This window comes from Pseudomonas sp. NBRC 111133, assembly GCF_001320605.1.
Classification (GTDB): Bacteria; Pseudomonadota; Gammaproteobacteria; order Pseudomonadales; family Pseudomonadaceae; genus Aquipseudomonas; species Aquipseudomonas monteilii.
Window position 1 is genome coordinate 35311 of sequence record NZ_BCBJ01000114.1, and the last position, 16241, is coordinate 51551.

Consider the following 16241-nt stretch of genomic DNA (forward strand, 5'->3'; position numbering starts at 1 on the left):
GCCCGGAGCCCTTTTTCATGCCTGATGCAATCCCCCCCTGCTCCACCCTCATCCTTGCCGGCGGCCGTGGCCAGCGCATGGGCGGCCGTGACAAGGGGCTGATCGAATGGAAGGGCGAACCGCTGGTGGCGCATGTGCAGCGGGTGGTGCGGCCATTAAGCGATGATCTGGTGATTTCCTGCAACCGCAATCAGGAGGCCTACCGGGCGTATGCCGACCAGTTGGTGGGCGATGCCGAGGCGGGCTTCCCGGGGCCGTTGGCGGGGGTGATTGCCGGGCTCAAGGTGGCGCGGCATGAGTGGGTGGTGCTGCTGGCGTGCGATGCGCCGCAGGTTGACCGGGTGTTGATCGAGGATTTGCTGCGGTTGGCGGTGGCGAGTGACAGTGCGGCGATGGTGCGCCAAGGGGGGTATTGGCAGCCGATGTTCAGCGTGCTGCCACGGCGGGTGCTGCCGTTGCTGGAGCAGGCATGGGCAGCGGGTGAGCGGAGTTTGCAGAAGGCCTTGCTGCGCGATGTGATTCAGGGGTTGGAATGTCCCGACAGTGATCCCCGGCTAAGCAATTTCAACAGTCCGGAGTTGCTACAAGGCTGAAGTCATCTACCGCCTGTTCGAGCCCGCGAACAGGCCGGAACAGGCAGTAAGTCATCCGGCCGACAACTCCTCGACACTGATCTCACGCATCCTGAACTTCTGCACCTTGCCCGTCACCGTCATCGGAAACTCGTCGACAAAGCGGAAATACCGGGGCACCTTGAAGTGCGCAATCCGCACCCTCGCCCACTCACGCAGTTCATCCTCACTGGCGGTATGCCCCGGGTGCAGCCGCACCCAGGCCACGATCTCTTCGCCATACTTGCTGCATGGCACGCCAATCACCTGCACATCGGCCACCGCCGGGTGGGTGAAGAAGAACTCTTCCAGCTCACGCGGGTAGATGTTTTCGCCGCCACGAATGATCATGTCCTTGCTGCGCCCGACAATGCGCACATAGCCCTGCTCGTCCATCACCGCCAAGTCGCCAGTGTGCATCCAGCCTTCACCATCAATGCTTTCTGCGGTGGCCTTGGGGTTGTTCCAGTAACCGAGCATCACGCTGTAGCCACGGGTACACAGCTCGCCTATCTCGCCACGCGGAACGGTGTTGCCGTCAACGTCGACCACCTTGTTCTCCAGCCGTGGCTGGGTGCGGCCGACACTGGTCACACGGCGCTCCAGGTCATCGTCCGGCCCGGTCTGCAATGACACCGGGCTGGTCTCGGTCATGCCGTAGGCAATCTGCACCTCGGCCATGTGCATTTCGCCGATCACCCGGCGCATCACTTCGATCGGGCAGGTGGCACCGGCCATGATCCCGGTGCGCAGGCTCGACAGGTCGAATTCCGCGCGTTGTGGGTGGTCCAGTTCGGCGATGAACATGGTCGGCACGCCATACAGCGCGGTCGCCTTTTCCTCTGCCACAGCGCGTAGCGTGGCCAGTGGGTCGAAGGCATCGTTGGGGTAGATCAGGGTGCTGCCGTGGGTCATGCAACCAAGGTTGGCCATGACCATGCCGAAGCAGTGGTAAAGCGGCACCGGCACCACCAGCCGGTCGTGCTCGGTCAGGCCCAGGCTTTCGCCAACCATGTACCCGTTGTTGAGGATGTTGCTGTGGCTGAGGGTCGCGCCCTTGGGGAACCCGGTGGTACCCGAGGTGTACTGGATGTTGATTGGGTCGTCGCAGTGCAGTTGCGCCTGGCGCTCGGCCAGGGCCTCACGGCTGATTGCATCGGCACGGGCCTGCAATTCATGCCAGGCCAGAAAGCCTGGTGGTGGTGCGGTGGCCAGGCTGACCACGCCGCGCAGCTCCGGGAAGCGCTCGCAGATCAGCGCCCCCGGCTGGCCTGTGCCCAGGCCCGGCACCAGGCCCAGCAGCATGGCGTGGTAATCGGAGGTCTTGAACGCGTCGGCGCAGATCACCCAACGGCAGCCGGACTGGCCGAGGGCGTAGTCCAGCTCGCTGGAGCGGTAGGCCGGGTTGATATTGACCAGGATCGCGCCGACCTTGGCACTGGCGAACTGGGTGATGCACCACTCGGCGCAGTTGGGTGCCCAGATGCCCAGGCGGTCGCCGGGTTGCACGCCCAAGGCCATCAGGGCTCGGGCGTGCTGGTCGACTGCAGCGGCCAGTTGGCGCCAGGTGTAGCGCAAGGCTTGGTGGCGGACTACTAAAGCTTCGCGATCGGGGAAGCGGGCGACGGTGGTGTCGAAGGCATCACCGATGCACTGGCTGAGCAGGGCTTTGTCCTGGTTACCCTTGGAGTAGCTTGGCTGGGGCATGGGTGTTCTCTTGTTGTTTTTATAGTGTTTGTACTGGCCTCTTCGCGGGCAAGCCCGCGAAGAAGGCAACTCCGGTTTAACGGATGAACACCTGAGGCGTCGTGGTCGACATGTCACCACCCGGTAACTTGATGTTCTTCACCTTCTCCAGCGTCTCCGGGTTGAACACCGCCAGGTCGTTGAAGGTGCCGCCCAGGTACAGCTTGTCGCCCTTCTTGTCGAACGTGACGCAGTAATAGGTGTGCTCCAGATTAGCCGCCTTGATCAGCTTGCGCTGCTTGATGTCGTACTTGGCCAGGCGGTTGAGCACGCCGTAGATCTGGTTCGGGTCCTTGGGCGAACGCAAGCCGGTGAAATACAACTCGGTCAGGTCGGCAAACTCCTGGGTGTGGGTCTTGCCGGTCTTCAGGTCGACGCTCAGGTAGCCGTACAACAGCTCGGCCTCGTTCGGGTCCTGCTTGGCGTCCTTGAACTTGGCAATGGTGTACAGCATCGAGAACTCGTGGCGCGGGTTCTGGTGCGGCCAGAAGTACAGCACGTCCGGGGCGCTGTAGCCTTTGCGGTTCCAGTTGCGCAGCGGCAAGGCCACCGAATGCCTGCCGGTCTTCACGTCCATCTTGTAGATGTCCGGTCCGGCAAAATACAAGGTGCCATCGTCGGCGGTGCGCATGAGGTAAACCTGACGCGGCATCGGGAAGGTACGCACTGGCTTGGCCTGCAAGCCATCGGCAGTGTTGAACACTTCCAGCCGTGGCGGCTTGACCACGTAGTGGTCGTTCAGCATCTGGGTCGGGTTGACCGTGGCGTACACTTCCTTGCCGTCGGGGCTGATGGCGAACGAGTACATCGACCGGCCCACTTCACCCGCCACACTGGACAGGTTGGCGTGGAAGGTGTTCTTGCAGGTGTCCAGGTCGATGCCGTAGATGTCGCCGTAGTGGTTGTTCAACACGTAGGCGGTGCGGTTGTCCGGCGCCATCATTGCGGTGCCGGGGCCGAACTTGTCGGGCATGACGCAGCTCTTGTACACCGTATCAGTGGCCACATCGACCACATGCAGGTTGTTCGGGTAGTTGGTCACGATCATGTATTCGTGGCCAGCCTTCAGTGCCGGCGCGGTATCGTCGGCCTGTGCCAGGCCGGTACACGCCATGGCGGCGATGGTGAGCGCGAGTGGCGCGCAGCGTCCAGCTTTCATGCGGTTTCCCCTTGTCATTCTTGTTGGGCCGGTCACTTGTCTTTCGGGAACACAGTGCCGAGGTTGCGCCAGTCATCCGCCGAGTTGGTGGCCTGGGCGTTCCAGTCCTGATAGGTGCTCATCATGTCCGGCACCTGGGCCGGCCACCAGCAAGGGTCGGAGCAGCCATACAGGTCGGCTTCCATCGGCTGGCACAGCGAGCTCACGCCACCAAAGGCGTCCACTTCCCAACCCGGGTCGGTGGTGGCCGTACAGCCGGCCACTGCACTCATGGCCATGACTTCTTCGACGCGGTCTTCGGCAGCGGCCTGTTCGAGGATACGCGCCTTGTTGTTCAGGGGCTTCAAGTGCTTCATGTCAGTGCGCCTTCCGCGGGGTGATGTAGCGATCGATGAAGGCCGGGTTGGCGGCCATGATGCGGCTGTAGACTTCAATGCCGAAGTCGACCCAGTCGCGCATCAGTTCGCAGTAGTGATACGTCGGGTGCTGCGGGTCGCCGTAGCGCGCATAGCTTTCGTGGTAGCAGCCGCCAGAGCACAGGTTGCGGATACGGCAGCTCTCGCAGCCGGTGTTGCTGCGGTCCAGGCGCTGCGACAGGAAGTCGTTGAGCTGCGCCTGCTTCACGCCCTGGTGCACGTTGCCGAAGGTCGGCAGGCTGGAGCCGGTGAAGCGGTGGCACAGGTTCAGCTCGCCTTCGTGGTCCACCGCCAGCATCTTCAGCCCGGCACCGCAAGGCAGCGCCTTCTTGTGGCCTTCGTGGATGTCGGTAATCAGCTGGTGGAGGTTGGAGAACCCGATGTTGCGGTGTTCCAGCGCGGCCTCCAGGTACTTGCGGCCCAGCGCTTTCATATTGGCGAACACTTGCACCAGCTCTTCGCCAGTGAGGTTGAAGTCGGCCATGTCGCCCGAGGTGACCGGGGCAAAGCCGACTTCGGCGAAGCCCATTTCGTTGAACAGGTGGTTCCAGATGGTCTCGACGTCGGTGATGCCACGGGTCAGCGTGACCCGCGCGCCCACCGGGCGGCTGGTGTAGCGCAACAGCAACAGGTCGGCCTTGCGCCGCACCACGTCATAGGTGCCCTGCCCGCCCACGGTGATGCGGTTGCGGTCGTGCACGGTCTTGGGGCCGTCGATACTGATCGACAAGCCGAAGCGGTGGGCATTGAGCCAGTCGATGATCTCTTCGGTCAACAACGTGGCGTTGGTGGTCATGATGAACTCCACCGCCTTGCCCGCCTCGGCGAAACGCCGCTCGCAGTAAGCCACCATATGCTCGATCAACGGCCGGTTGGACAAGGGCTCGCCACCGAAGAACACCACGCTGTAGCGCTCCTCGTTGGGCGATTCCTTGAGCAGCATCTCCACCGAGGCTTCGGCGGTGGCGGTGCTCATCTTCTTGCCGGCGGACGGTTTGTCCAGGTCTTCCTTGTAGCAATAGGTGCAACTGAGGTTGCAGCCGGTGTTGACGTTCAGCACCACGGTATTCAGCGCGGTGCGCTCGACCTGCCTGAGGGCGATTTCCGGGGTCAGCGGCGAGCCGTCGCTGACCAGCTCCAGCGCGATCAGCTCGCGCAGGGTGTCCTGGATATCGTCGCCGGCAAACTGCTGGCCCAGGCGCTGCATCAGCTCCTCGGCCGAACAACCTTGCTGGCGCAAGGCGTCGATGATGCTGCCGGTCACGGCATCTGTGGCAAACAGCGAACTGCTGGGTATATGGAACAGCATGCGGTCGGCATCAACCTGCACTTCATGCAGGTTGCGTTCGACCAGGTTCAGTAGTGCGCCCATGGCGACCTCCCGATAATCGATCCGTTGGAAAACCGTTGCGCCCTGCCGTTACGGCAGCGGCGGGTTGTTCCAGCGCTGAACGGTGACAATCATGTGCCCTTCGCCAGTCTGGCCACCGTCGGCCAGGGTGGCGATGACCTTCAGGTTGCCAGCGTTGTTGGTCATCATCTTGCGCTCAGGGTTGGGGCCGGCACCGCCGGGCACGAACACGCCATCGGCCTGCATCTTGCCGGCGAACTTGACGTCCTCATCCTCGACCGCACGTTCGTTGAACGGCTCGACTTTCCAGGTGGCTGGCAGGTAGCCGATGCGCAGTGGCTGGCCGCTGGCGTCTTTACCCCAGGCCTCGGCTTCGAAACGGCCCTGCACTTTCGGTACCGAAGCACCGTTCTCGCCAATGCGGGCAATGGAGAATGCCGGCACGACCTTCACTTCCTCGACCTTGTCGTATACCGCCAGGTTTGCACCTTTGAGCGCGCCCACTGCAACCTCGCGCTGGCCAGGCTTGGCATCGGCGGCTGCGCGGGCCTTGACTCGCACCAGGGTGGGGGTTTGCTCCAACACTTCGGTCACTTCCACCCCGGCGCCCAGGTCGGGCTTGCCGTCCAGGCCGCTGCCTACCAAGGTGATCTCGCTTTCGCCGCCTGCCTTGATGAATGCCGGCTGTACGGCAAGCAGGCGTGCCTTGCCTTCCTTCACCGCAGTGAAGTCCAGGCCACGTTCATCGTGCTCGGCCTCGAACATGCGGCCTTTCATTTCGCCATCCAGTGCCGCGAACACCTGACGCAGGTTGGCGTCGCCCACCTTGACGTTGCCGCGCCACTCATAGCCGTTGTACAGGATTGCCGTGCCACTGCCGTTGAACGGCGTGCCATCGGCATAAGCGCCCTTGACCTCCACCTTGAAGGTGTCGCCCTGGTCAGCCGTAACGCTCATCACCCCGCGCACATCGCCCTTGGCCAGCATGTGCCCGCTGAAGGCCCATTGCCCCGGCAGCACATCGGCATTCGGCTTGGCCTTCTGCCACTCGGCCCAGGCCGGGTTGTCCAGCGGATAACGCTTGGCAAGTTCCGGCACCACCTGTTGCAGGGCAATCGGCAGCCAGTCGCGGTCACGCGCCTGGGCCTGGTATTCGAGGGACGGCCATTGGCCGAGGTGGAAGTTGACCAGGTGCTCCCATTCCTTGGCCGGGCGGCGCTGCAAGGCGACGCGGGCACCGGAGTGACAACGGCCACAGGTTTCGCTGAGTTGGGTATCGAAGTGCTCGACGGTGTTCAGCCGGCGTTCCATGGCGTAGCGCACACCCTCGGTTTCGCTGGGCGCCAGGCCCTGCTTGTCGGCCAGGTACTTGACCAGCGTGCGACGATCGTCGTCGCTGATCTGCAGGCCATGCATTACCTGCATGCGGGCGATACTCATCAGCCAGCCTTCCGGCGTTTTACGCTGGTGGCTGATGCGGCTGTAGGTATCGTTGCCTTCGGGGATATGGCACCCCATGCACTTGTTCTGCAACAGGCTCGGGCCCTGCTCGGCCGCCATGGCCTGGGTGCTCAGCAGCGCGGCGGCGACCAGCGCCAGTTTGCCCGCATGCCGCCGGAGTCGAGTCGTCTTCAAGGTCAGACCTCCACGGTTGTTGTTCTTATCGTTTTTCGCACGCTTTGGTAAAGCAGGTGTGCATGTGACGGTTGTGATACAGGAACTGTGCCAGGTGTCGTAAAAACGTTTTCTTTCAGGCTTTTAGGCCGTTTTCCTGGTTTCAATGCCCGCAGGGATGGCCAATTGCAGCGTGCCATTTCGCGACAGGGTGTTTCATCCTGAGACAGGGGCCTGCCGTGCAGGCCGTCGCGGGCTTGCCCGCGAAGAGGCCGACACAGCTTCTGTTTCACTACCGTCTCACGCCGTCTCAATGTGCAACAGCGCACGCCTGCAATCACAACCTTGCACCCTGGCAAAACCCAACGCCTTCAACACTTTGCGGCCATTTGCCCACCTTGGCACGGCCATTGCGCCTGAGCCCGTCACACCCAATGACAAGAGGCACAGCCCCATGCTTTCCGAACTGCCCATCCTGCCCGCCACCCGCGCCTTTCTCGAACGCAAGCTGAAGATGCGCATCGGCGCCGACTGGCAGGACGCCGCCAGCGGTCGCACCCTGTCGTTCCGTAATCCGGCCACTGGCGAAGTGCTGGGTGAAGTGCCCGCCGCCGAGGCCGAAGACGTTGACCGCGCCGTGCGCGCTGCACGCCAGGCCTTCGACGGCTCGCCGTGGAGCCGCCTGCGCCCGCGTGAACGGCAAAACCTGCTGTGGCGTCTGGCCGACCTGATGGAGCGCGACGCCCGCCAGCTGGCCGAGCTGGAGTGCCTGAACAACGGCAAGAGCGCCGCCGTGGCTCAGGTGATGGACGTGCAGTTGGCCATCGACTTTTTGCGCTACATGGCCGGCTGGGCCACCAAGATCGAGGGTAGCACCGTCGACGCCTCCATGCCGTTGATGCCCAACGACCAGTTCCACGGCTTCGTGCGCCGTGAGGCCGTCGGCGTGGTAGGCGCCATCGTCGCCTGGAACTTCCCGCTGCTGCTGGCTTGCTGGAAGCTCGGTCCGGCCCTGGCCACCGGCTGCACCGTGGTGCTCAAACCTGCAGATGAAACCCCGTTGAGCGTGCTCAAACTGGCTGAACTGGTCGATGAAGCCGGTTACCCGGCGGGCGTGTTCAACGTGATCACCGGTACCGGCCTTAATGCCGGTGCCGCGCTCAGCCGCCACCCCGGCGTGGACAAGCTGACCTTCACCGGCTCTACCGAAGTCGGCAAGCTGATCGGCAAGGCGGCCATGGACAACATGACCCGCGTCACCCTGGAGCTCGGCGGCAAATCGCCAACCATCGTCATGCCCGACGCCAACCTGCAGGAAGCGGCTGCGGGTGCGGCCACGGCGATCTTCTTCAACCAGGGCCAGGTGTGCTGCGCCGGCTCGCGCCTGTATGTACACCGCAAGCACTTCGACAACGTGGTGGCCGACATCGCGGGCATCGCCAATGGCATGAAACTGGGCAGCGGCCTGGACCCGGCCGTGCAAATGGGGCCGCTGATTTCAGCCAAACAGCAGGACCGCGTCACCGGCTACATCGAGCTGGGTCGCGAATTGGGCGCGACCATCGCCTGCGGTGGCGAAAGCTTTGGCCCAGGCTACTTCGTCAAGCCGACGGTGATTGTCGATGTCGACCAGCGCCACCGCCTGGTGCAGGAAGAAATCTTCGGGCCGGTGCTGGTGGCGATGCCGTTCGATGATATCGACGAAGTGATCGGCATGGCCAACGACAACCCCTACGGCCTGGGCGCGAGCATCTGGTCCAACGACCTGGCAGCGGTGCACCGGATGATCCCGCGTATCAAGTCGGGGTCAGTCTGGGTCAACTGCCACAGTGCGCTGGACCCGGCGTTGCCGTTTGGGGGGTACAAGATGTCTGGCGTTGGCCGTGAGATGGGGGCCGCTGCCATCGAGCATTACACCGAACTCAAATCGGTGTTGATCAAGCTCTGACCTTTTGCCTGTACCGACCCTATCGCCGGCAAGCCAGCTCCCACAGGATAACCACAAGCCTGAAATCTGTGGGGACTCTGTGGGAGCGGGCTTGCCCGCGAAGTGGCCGGCCCAGGCAACACAAAAACAACAATAAAAAAACCTGGAGCACACCCATGAGGCACACACTCGCCTGCACTTTGGCCCTGCTGTTAACCGCACCCGCCAGCCAAGCCCACGAGCTGTACAACCACAACGGCACCACCCTCAACGCCGACCTTGAAGCCCTGTTTGGCGTCTTCCACAGCGACGAAAGCTTCAACCAGGCCGGCAACCGCCAGCCCGGCAGCACCGCCTGGCAGGAGGGCTACATCAAATACGGCCTCAGCGGCAGCCAGGCCCTGCCCGATGCCGGCGCACTCTACGGCGCGTTCAACCTGCTCAGCTCCGCCACCTGGGGCGACGGCGATGCCGCCGGCCTGACCCTCGGCGACGAACGCCGCACCGCCATCGAAGACATGTACCTGGGCTGGCGCTCGGCCAACCTTTTCCCGGCCCTGGGTGAAGACGGCGTGGACATTTCCGGTGGCCGCCAGGTGGTGACACTGGGCGACGGGTTCCTGATCCAGGGCGACCCGGTGAACCTGGGCAAGGTCGACCTGGGCGCCAACTTCAACCGTGGCGGCGCCTACTACCTGGCCGCCCGTAAGGCCTTCGACCGCACCGCAGTCTTGCGCCTGGGCGGCAAACAAGGCTGGCGCGGTGACCTGATGTGGCTTAAGTCCGACAACCACTACCAGGCCGACACGTCGCTGGCAGTAGCCAACCTTGAACACGTCGCCGACGCTGGCACCGTGGGCGTCAGCTGGATACGCGGGCAGGACGTTGACCAGCGCTACGCGCAGATCATGGGCCTGGAGCACCGCGACGGCATGGACACCGCCAGCCTGCGCGGGCGCGGTAACCTGGGCGTGAAAGACCTGGAGCTGGCCGCCGAATACGTGACCCAGGACAAGACCGGTGGACGCGAGAATGCCTGGTATCTGGAGGGCAACTGGACGTTCTCCGAGCTACCCTGGTCGCCCACCGCGACCTACCGCTACAGCCGCTTTTCCGAAGGTTTCGACCCGCTGTTCTATGGCCTGAGCCGGGGCTATGGCACCTGGTTCCAGGGTGAAGTGGCGGCCAACTATGCCGGGCCGTTCAACAAGAACAGCCAGGTACACCACGTAGCGCTGAAGGGCAAGCCACGGGACAACCTGACCGTGGGCGCACTGTACTTCGACTTCGACACGCTGGACACCGACCAGGGCAACTTGGGCGGACGGGAGCTGGACCTGTATGTGGAATGGATGGTCAATGACCACCTGCTGATCAGCCCGCTGGTGGGCTTCTACAAGCCGGAGCGTAGTGCGGATAATGGCGGCACACAACTGGGCGGGCGGGATACCGGGGCCTACATGCAGTTGATTGTGGGGACCTTCTTCTGACTCAAGGGCCCTATCGCCGGCAAGCCAGCTCCCACAGATCAGAACAAGACCTGAGCCTTGCTCAGAGCCTGAGCTCTTGGACAAGACCAGGGCCTTGCACAGAGCCTGAGCCTTGCACAAAACCTGTGGGAGCTGGCTTGCCTGCGATAGGGCCGCAAAGCGGCCCCGGCGATCTCAAGCAAAACCTTGCTCCAGCAGCCAGCGCCGCACCATCTTCTGCTGTTCATCCGCAAGACCTGGCAACACTGCCTCAAGTGCTTGCCCGCCCTGTAGCTTCTGCACGACAGGCGCCAACTCCACCCCCTGCAAATGCCAAACCCCCAACGGCTGATCCGCCGTCACCACCACCTCAGCCTCATCCACCCACCCATCACGCAGTACAGGCCGCCGCTCGACCCGCACCGTTTTCCAATCCGCAGGCCTATGCAACGGCTGCGCATCCGGCCAACCTTGCCGCCGAGCCCAGAACGGCTGCCCTGCGCGCCCCTGCTCCTGCCCATAGAAATCCCGCCCGATCCGGGCAAAGCGCAAGAACAGCTGCTCGACCCGCTGCTGGTGAAACTGCCGCGCCAGCCCCGAGCGCTCGGGCTTGCGCAACAACGTATTGATCACCACCGGCGCCTGCAACGCCGAAGACAGTGACTGGAAAATCCCGTTGCCCGACAGGGGATCAACGGCCATCGCCGCATCGCCGACCCGTATCCAGTCCTGCCCGACACATTCGCCGGCCAGAATTGCAGTGCTGCTGCGTGCATGCACCTGTGCCGGAACCAGCGCCTGGGCATCAAACAACTCGGCAACCAGCGCGCTGCAGGCCCGCCGCGCCAGGCAGTAATCCGCCAAGCCGGCCTTGCCCGGCAGCCCGGCCGCGTCAAGGGTGACTTGCCAGTAACAGCGGCCATCCTCCAACCGCGCCATCCACGCCCAGCCATCCTCCAGGCTTTCCACCGCCGACGCAGGCGCCCCCGGGCTACCCTGCCACACGTTAAGCAGGCTAACCGTTTCCGGCCCACGCAGGCGATCCGGGGCCAGCGGTGCCTGACGGCCTCGGGCCTCGACGAGGAAATCAACCATCAGCACCTGCCCATCGTCCAGGCGCACATGATGACCGCCCTCGTGCACAACCTCGCGCACCCGGCCCTCGACCACACTCACGCCGGCACGCTGAAGGTCGTCGCGCAGCGCCCGGTCAAAACGCTGTCGATCCAGCAAGAACTCCTGGTTCATTTGCAGGTGCTGGCCATTCCAGTGCACCTGCCGGGTAGCCGGCATGGCCGCCTGGCTCAAGGCCCCGCCAAGGCCTGCATGTCGCAAGCCCTCCAGCACCCGCTGCGAAACCCCTTCGACTGCCGCGAAACGGCGCCACTCCGACACCATCGTCACGGAGTAGCCCAGCCGCCGCAAGCCAATGGCCGTGGCAGCACCCGCCGGGCCAGCACCCAGCACCACAATGCGCGGTTCAGGCATGGCCAACACCTCGTCGCTCGGGGCCGGTATACGCCGCATTGCTGCGCAGCCAGTCGTAAACCTGCTGGCGACCCATGCCCGGCTCGTCGCGCAACAACGCTGCAATCCTTCCGCTCAAGGCCGCGCAGCCCAGGCTCGCGCCCGCCCTGTCGCCCGTGCCCACGTAACCGCCAAAGTCCGCCTGCCGCGTACCCAGCCACGACCACTCGCCCGGCGCGCAGCGGGCATCGCCGGTCACCCGGATCACCCCGCAGTAGCTGGCCGGGAACACTGCCCCGCCTTGCGCCGGGCTGGATGCGCACAACAGCACACCCGCTGCCAACGCTTCGGCGCAAGCCTGGTGCAGCACAGGGCGGTCCTGCTGCAGGCCAAGGCTAAGGTTGACCAAGGTAGCCCCCGCCTCCACCAGCCACAGCAGCGCGGCAGCCACCTGCAAGGCGCTAGTGCTGGCCTGGACGCTGAACACCTGGGCCACCAGCAGCGGCACCGGCCCAGCCTCACGCTGCACGCCGGCAAGCACCGCGCTGCCATGCCCCAGCTGGTCGGGCTGCAGCTCTCCTTCACGCAACTGGCCGTCTTCCAGCCAGAAACGGCGGGCAGCCAGCAAACCGTTGGCATGCTCCGGCGAGCAGCCGCTGTCGATGATGCCAACACGCACGTCAGTGCCCATGTTTGATTGCCTCCTGCCGCAGCACCTGCAACTGGCCATCATGCAGTTGCAAGTGCAGGTCGGCATCGGCCAGTGTCGAAGCTCGGTGGCTGATCAGGATGCGCGTGCGGCCAGAGAAAAGCTGGTCGATGGCCGCGATCACTTCGCGCTCGGTGGCTTCGTCCACTGCGGACGTTGCTTCGTCCAGTACCAATATAGCCGGGGCCTGCAACACTGCCCGGGCGATGGCGATGCGTTGTTTCTGCCCGCCGGACAACTGCTGGCCACGTTCGCCCAGCAGGCCGTCCAAGCCCAGAGGCAGGCTTTCGACCAGGCTGTCCAGCCGCGCCAGGCGCACGACCCGTTCCAGCTCTGCACGGCTGGCCTCAGGTACGCCGTAGGCCAGGTTCTGCGCCAGGGTGCCACGGAACAGCACGATGTCCTGGCTGACCACCGCAATACGCCGGCGCAACGCGGCCAGGTCCAGGTCACGCAGGTCGGTGCCATCCAGCAGGATGCGCCCGGCGTCCGGGTCGTAGAAGCGCTGCAACAGGTCGATCAGGGTCGACTTGCCCACCCCCGAGGCACCGCTGATGGCCACCTTCAGGCCACCCGGCACACACACCTGCACGTTGCTCAGTACGGCACCTTGGCGCCCTTCATGGGCAAAACTCAGGTCTTCAAGGCGCAGCTCACCGGGGCCATCGGGTATCGGCTTCAAGTTGTTCGCCGGGCGCACGGCCACAGCCTCCTGCTTCAGCTCCATCACCCGCCCCAGGCTCACGGCCATGCGCTGTACCGCCACGTACAGGCCCAGCAGGCTCTGCACCGGGCCTACTGCCATGCCCATGTAGGTGGAAAAAGCGATCAGCGCGCCCAACTGCCAAGTGCCCTGGATCACCCACCAGCCGCCGACCAGAAACGCGCAAGCGCGGCACCAGGAGGTGAGCGTGCCGGGGATGGCCTGGGTGAAGAACTCGGTCACCTGCACTTTCAGCAACTGGCGCATGTAGCCTTGCCCAAGCTGGTCCAGGCGCCCTGCCTCGCGGCCTTGCTGCCCGGACGCCTGAATAAACTTCATCGCCGGCAAGGTCTCGACCAGGAACGACGACACATCCGCCGAACGCTCACGCAGGTTGCGCACTTCGCGCTCCACCTTGCGCCGCATCCAGCGCAGCCACAGCACTTCCATCGGTACCAACAGCGCCAACAGCAACGACAGTTGCCACGACAGCATCAACATCAGCGCCACCGCGCCCACCAGGCCGATCACCGCCGACACCGCCGAAAACAGTGAGTCCACGGCAAAACGCTGGATCTCCGCCACATCGCCGTCCAGCCGCGAAAGGATGTCGCCCATGCGCCGCCGCCCGTAGAACGTTGGCGACAACTGCTGCAGGTGGCGGTAAAGGTCATCGCGCAGGGCGAACAGGATGCGCCCCGACAGGCGCGTGTGCAGGTAGCGGTTGACCCCGGCCAGCACCGTGCCCAGCAGGCCTGCGCCGATCATGATCGCCGCCATGTGCCAGAGGGTCTGGTAATCCTTGGCCAGCAGCCCCTCGTCGATCAGCGTCTTGACCAGCCAGGGCTGCGCCAGCGCCAGCAGCGAGGCGCCCAGCGACAGGCCCAGCAGCAGGCCGATGGCGCGCCGGTGCGGGCGCACGAAACCATACAGCCAGGCCAATGCCTGGCGCATGAGTACAGGGTCGCTGGACTCCACCAGCCTTGCGAACAGTGGGCCCATGGGTCAGCCGCGCAACTGTTTGAGCTTGCGGTACAACGTTGCCCGGCTGATGCCCAGCGCCTCGGCGGCGGCAGACACGTTACCCTGGTGACGCGCCAGCGCACCGCGAATCAATTCCAGTTCGTTGTCCTTGAGGCTGCCTGAGGGCGCCGTGCCGCTGGCCAGTTCGTCCAGCAGGCAGTCAGTGAGGTGGTCCAGAGTCAACACCTGCTCGCCGTCCTCGCGCATGGCCAACGCCGTGCGCACCACCATCTCCAGCTGGCGGATGTTGCCCGGCCAGTCGAAGCATTCGAGCAAAGTGGTGAGTGCCGGGTCCAGGGTGACGCCACGGGCATCGGACTTGTCCAGCAGGCCCTGGATGATCGCGCCCAGGTCATCTCGCTCGCGCAGCGCCGGCAGTCGCAGCGACACGCCGTTGACCCGGTAGTAAAGGTCTTCACGGAAGTTCTGCTCTTGCACAAGGCGTTTGAGGTCGCGGTGAGTGGCGCAGATCAGGGCCACATCAATGTCCTGTTCGTCGCCCGCCCCCAGCGGCGCTACCCGGCGTTCCTGCAATACTCGCAGCAGGCGCGCCTGCAAGGCCAGCGGCATGTCGCCGATTTCGTCGAGAAACAGCGTGCCGCCATGGGCCTGCATCAACCGCCCGATCATGCCGCCCCGGCGGGAACCGGTGAAGGCGCCCTCGCGATAGCCAAACAGTTCTGACTCGATCAAGCCTTCGGGGATGGCGGCGCAGTTGACGGCCACGAACGGTTTGTCGGCACGCGGGCTGGCCTGGTGCAAGGCGCGGGCGACCACTTCCTTGCCGGTACCGGTCTCACCCAGCAGCAGCACCGGCAGGCCATTGCCCAGCCCTTGGCGGGCCATGCGCAGGTTGCGCGCCAGGCGTGGATCGCCACCGGCCAATGCATCGAGCGCGGGAGACTGCTTGCCGAGCGTCGGTTTGCTGGCTGGCGTACCACCATTTACCCGGCCATGGCGCGGCAACTGCAAAGCGCGGAAGTAGAACTCGCCCTTGGCCGTTTGAACGCTGCTCACGCCACCCTGCCACAGGCGTGCAATAAACGCAGGTGAACGCTCGCCGAGCAGATCAGTGCTGCGCCGGCCAATCAGTTCATGGCGTGGCACCTGCAAAAGCTGGCAGGCACTGTCGTTGGCGGCCAGCACCTCACCGTCCAGGCTCAGCGCCAGCAGGCCGTGCCAGGCGCTGTTGAGGTATTGCGGGCGGCTGTGGAAGGCCAGCACCAGTTGCTCGGGGTGGCACAGGCCGAACATGCGGCTTTCGATGTTGCCGGCCGCCAGCATCAGCGTGGTCAGGCTGTCCTGTGGCTGCGCCATCACCCCTTCGCGGGTGATGTCCAGCACACCGATCACCTCGCCACGCGGGTCACGCAGGGGCACGGAGGTGCAGGAGAACGGGCTGAGGCGGTCGAGGTAGTGTTCACCGCAGTTGATCAACGTTGGCCGGCCTTCCACCACGGCCGTGCCGATGGCATTGGTGCCGCGCAGCGACTCGCTCCAGCAACTGCCCGGGTGCAGGTCACGCAGGCCCTCGCGGCCGAGCACGTGGGTCTGGCCTTCGATGGCCAGCACATTCGCCTTGGCGTCGCCAAGGATGACGATGCCCGACTTGCCCTGGCGTGCGACCAGGTAGTCCAGTTCGGGGGTAACGGCGTCGACCAGCAGGCGGTTGCGCTCCAGCAGCACGCGCAGGTCATGGCCCTGCTCCAGGCCCAGGCCGACTTGCTCGCCTTGCAGGCAATCCAGGCCATGGCCCAGGCTGCGGCGCCAGGAGGCGTCGATTTCGTCGCGCAGCATGCCCAACGGCAGCTCGCCTTCACTGGCCAGTTTCAGGCGGGCCTGGCGGGATTCGTGCAGCGGGTCTTGGGCGTTTGTTATGAGTTGTCGCGCCATTTTCTACTCCGGCTGTACCCCGCGAAGGTGGCGGGGAACGGGCATCAGGACTTGCAGCAGTGTGCTGCAGCCTGACGCCTGCGTAAAGCCAGTGTGGTCAAGCCTCCGCAAGAGCCCCTACTTGCTCAGAAAGGAGCCTCATGAGATCTGGGC

General features: G+C 64.4%; 12 protein-coding genes. 3 read left to right on the plus strand and 9 right to left on the minus strand.

The window, feature by feature from the left end:
• Positions 1-17: 17 nt before the first annotated feature.
• A complete protein-coding gene (mobA, locus tag APH36_RS25040; protein WP_060500955.1) occupies positions 18-593 on the plus strand; it encodes a molybdenum cofactor guanylyltransferase MobA in 576 nt (191 codons plus the stop codon).
• A gap of 51 nt (positions 594-644) precedes the next feature.
• On the opposite strand, the gene APH36_RS25045 is transcribed toward mobA, so the two are convergent.
• From APH36_RS25045 to peaA, 5 genes are all read right to left on the minus strand, one after another.
• Complete coding sequence (locus tag APH36_RS25045; protein WP_060500957.1) at positions 645-2318, minus strand: fatty acid CoA ligase family protein; 1674 nt, start codon at positions 2316-2318, stop codon at positions 645-647.
• Between the two features lie 76 nt (positions 2319-2394).
• Complete coding sequence (gene peaD / locus APH36_RS25050; protein ID WP_060500959.1) at positions 2395-3516, minus strand: quinohemoprotein amine dehydrogenase subunit beta; 1122 nt, start codon at positions 3514-3516, stop codon at positions 2395-2397.
• Between the two features lie 32 nt (positions 3517-3548).
• Complete coding sequence (gene qhpC, locus APH36_RS25055; RefSeq protein ID WP_012272119.1) at positions 3549-3872, minus strand: quinohemoprotein amine dehydrogenase subunit gamma; 324 nt, start codon at positions 3870-3872, stop codon at positions 3549-3551.
• 1 nt (position 3873) lies between these two features.
• Positions 3874-5304, minus strand: a complete 1431-nt coding sequence (peaB, locus tag APH36_RS25060; RefSeq protein ID WP_060500961.1) for a quinohemoprotein amine dehydrogenase maturation protein — start codon at positions 5302-5304, stop codon at positions 3874-3876.
• A 48-nt stretch (positions 5305-5352) separates the two neighbouring features.
• Positions 5353-6918, minus strand: a complete 1566-nt coding sequence (gene peaA / locus APH36_RS25065) for a quinohemoprotein amine dehydrogenase subunit alpha (protein ID WP_060500962.1) — start codon at positions 6916-6918, stop codon at positions 5353-5355.
• Between the two features lie 433 nt (positions 6919-7351).
• Between peaA and APH36_RS25070 the strand changes: the two genes are divergently transcribed.
• Entirely contained in the window at positions 7352-8845 is a 1494-nt protein-coding gene (locus APH36_RS25070) for an aldehyde dehydrogenase (protein WP_060500964.1), read from the plus strand.
• 155 nt (positions 8846-9000) lie between these two features.
• The gene (locus tag APH36_RS25075) at positions 9001-10314 is read left to right on the plus strand and encodes a hypothetical protein (RefSeq protein WP_060500968.1); all 1314 of its coding nucleotides are present in this window, start codon (positions 9001-9003) and stop codon (positions 10312-10314) included.
• Positions 10315-10488: 174 nt separating this feature from the next.
• Here the strand turns inward: APH36_RS25075 and APH36_RS25080 are convergent, their stop codons facing one another.
• Genes APH36_RS25080 through APH36_RS25095 form a run of 4 tightly spaced genes read right to left on the minus strand, consistent with a single transcriptional unit; the run spans position 10489 to position 16088 of the window.
• Complete coding sequence (locus tag APH36_RS25080; RefSeq protein WP_060500969.1) at positions 10489-11781, minus strand: NAD(P)/FAD-dependent oxidoreductase; 1293 nt, start codon at positions 11779-11781, stop codon at positions 10489-10491.
• Positions 11774-12451 carry a hypothetical protein gene (locus APH36_RS25085; RefSeq protein ID WP_060500971.1) on the minus strand — a complete coding sequence of 226 codons (678 nt, stop codon included), beginning with the start codon at positions 12449-12451 and terminating at the stop codon, positions 11774-11776. Before APH36_RS25085 ends, APH36_RS25080 begins: the two co-directional genes overlap by 8 nt.
• Positions 12441-14174 (minus strand): ABC transporter ATP-binding protein, encoded by a 1734-nt coding sequence (locus tag APH36_RS25090; RefSeq protein WP_060500974.1) that lies wholly within the window; start codon positions 14172-14174, stop codon positions 12441-12443. The genes APH36_RS25085 and APH36_RS25090 overlap by 11 nt, the downstream gene beginning before the upstream one ends.
• Before the next feature lie 3 nt (positions 14175-14177).
• Positions 14178-16088 (minus strand): sigma-54-dependent Fis family transcriptional regulator, encoded by a 1911-nt coding sequence (locus APH36_RS25095; RefSeq protein ID WP_060500976.1) that lies wholly within the window; start codon positions 16086-16088, stop codon positions 14178-14180.
• Between the last annotated feature and the right edge of the window lie 153 nt (positions 16089-16241).

Bases quoted from the DNA above. Each gene is read 5' to 3' on its own strand.
- mobA (WP_060500955.1), top strand. From the start codon at position 18: ATGCCTGATGCAATCCCCCCCTGCTCCACCCTCATCCTTGCCGGCGGC.
- APH36_RS25045 (WP_060500957.1), bottom strand. From the start codon at position 2,318: ATGCCCCAGCCAAGCTACTCCAAGGGTAACCAGGACAAAGCCCTGCTC.
- peaD (WP_060500959.1), bottom strand. From the start codon at position 3,516: ATGAAAGCTGGACGCTGCGCGCCACTCGCGCTCACCATCGCCGCCATG.
- qhpC (WP_012272119.1), bottom strand. From the start codon at position 3,872: ATGAAGCACTTGAAGCCCCTGAACAACAAGGCGCGTATCCTCGAACAG.
- peaB (WP_060500961.1), bottom strand. From the start codon at position 5,304: ATGGGCGCACTACTGAACCTGGTCGAACGCAACCTGCATGAAGTGCAG.
- APH36_RS25070 (WP_060500964.1), top strand. From the start codon at position 7,352: ATGCTTTCCGAACTGCCCATCCTGCCCGCCACCCGCGCCTTTCTCGAA.
- APH36_RS25075 (WP_060500968.1), top strand. From the start codon at position 9,001: ATGAGGCACACACTCGCCTGCACTTTGGCCCTGCTGTTAACCGCACCC.
- APH36_RS25080 (WP_060500969.1), bottom strand. From the start codon at position 11,781: ATGCCTGAACCGCGCATTGTGGTGCTGGGTGCTGGCCCGGCGGGTGCT.
- APH36_RS25085 (WP_060500971.1), bottom strand. From the start codon at position 12,451: ATGGGCACTGACGTGCGTGTTGGCATCATCGACAGCGGCTGCTCGCCG.
- APH36_RS25090 (WP_060500974.1), bottom strand. From the start codon at position 14,174: ATGGGCCCACTGTTCGCAAGGCTGGTGGAGTCCAGCGACCCTGTACTC.
- APH36_RS25095 (WP_060500976.1), bottom strand. From the start codon at position 16,088: ATGGCGCGACAACTCATAACAAACGCCCAAGACCCGCTGCACGAATCC.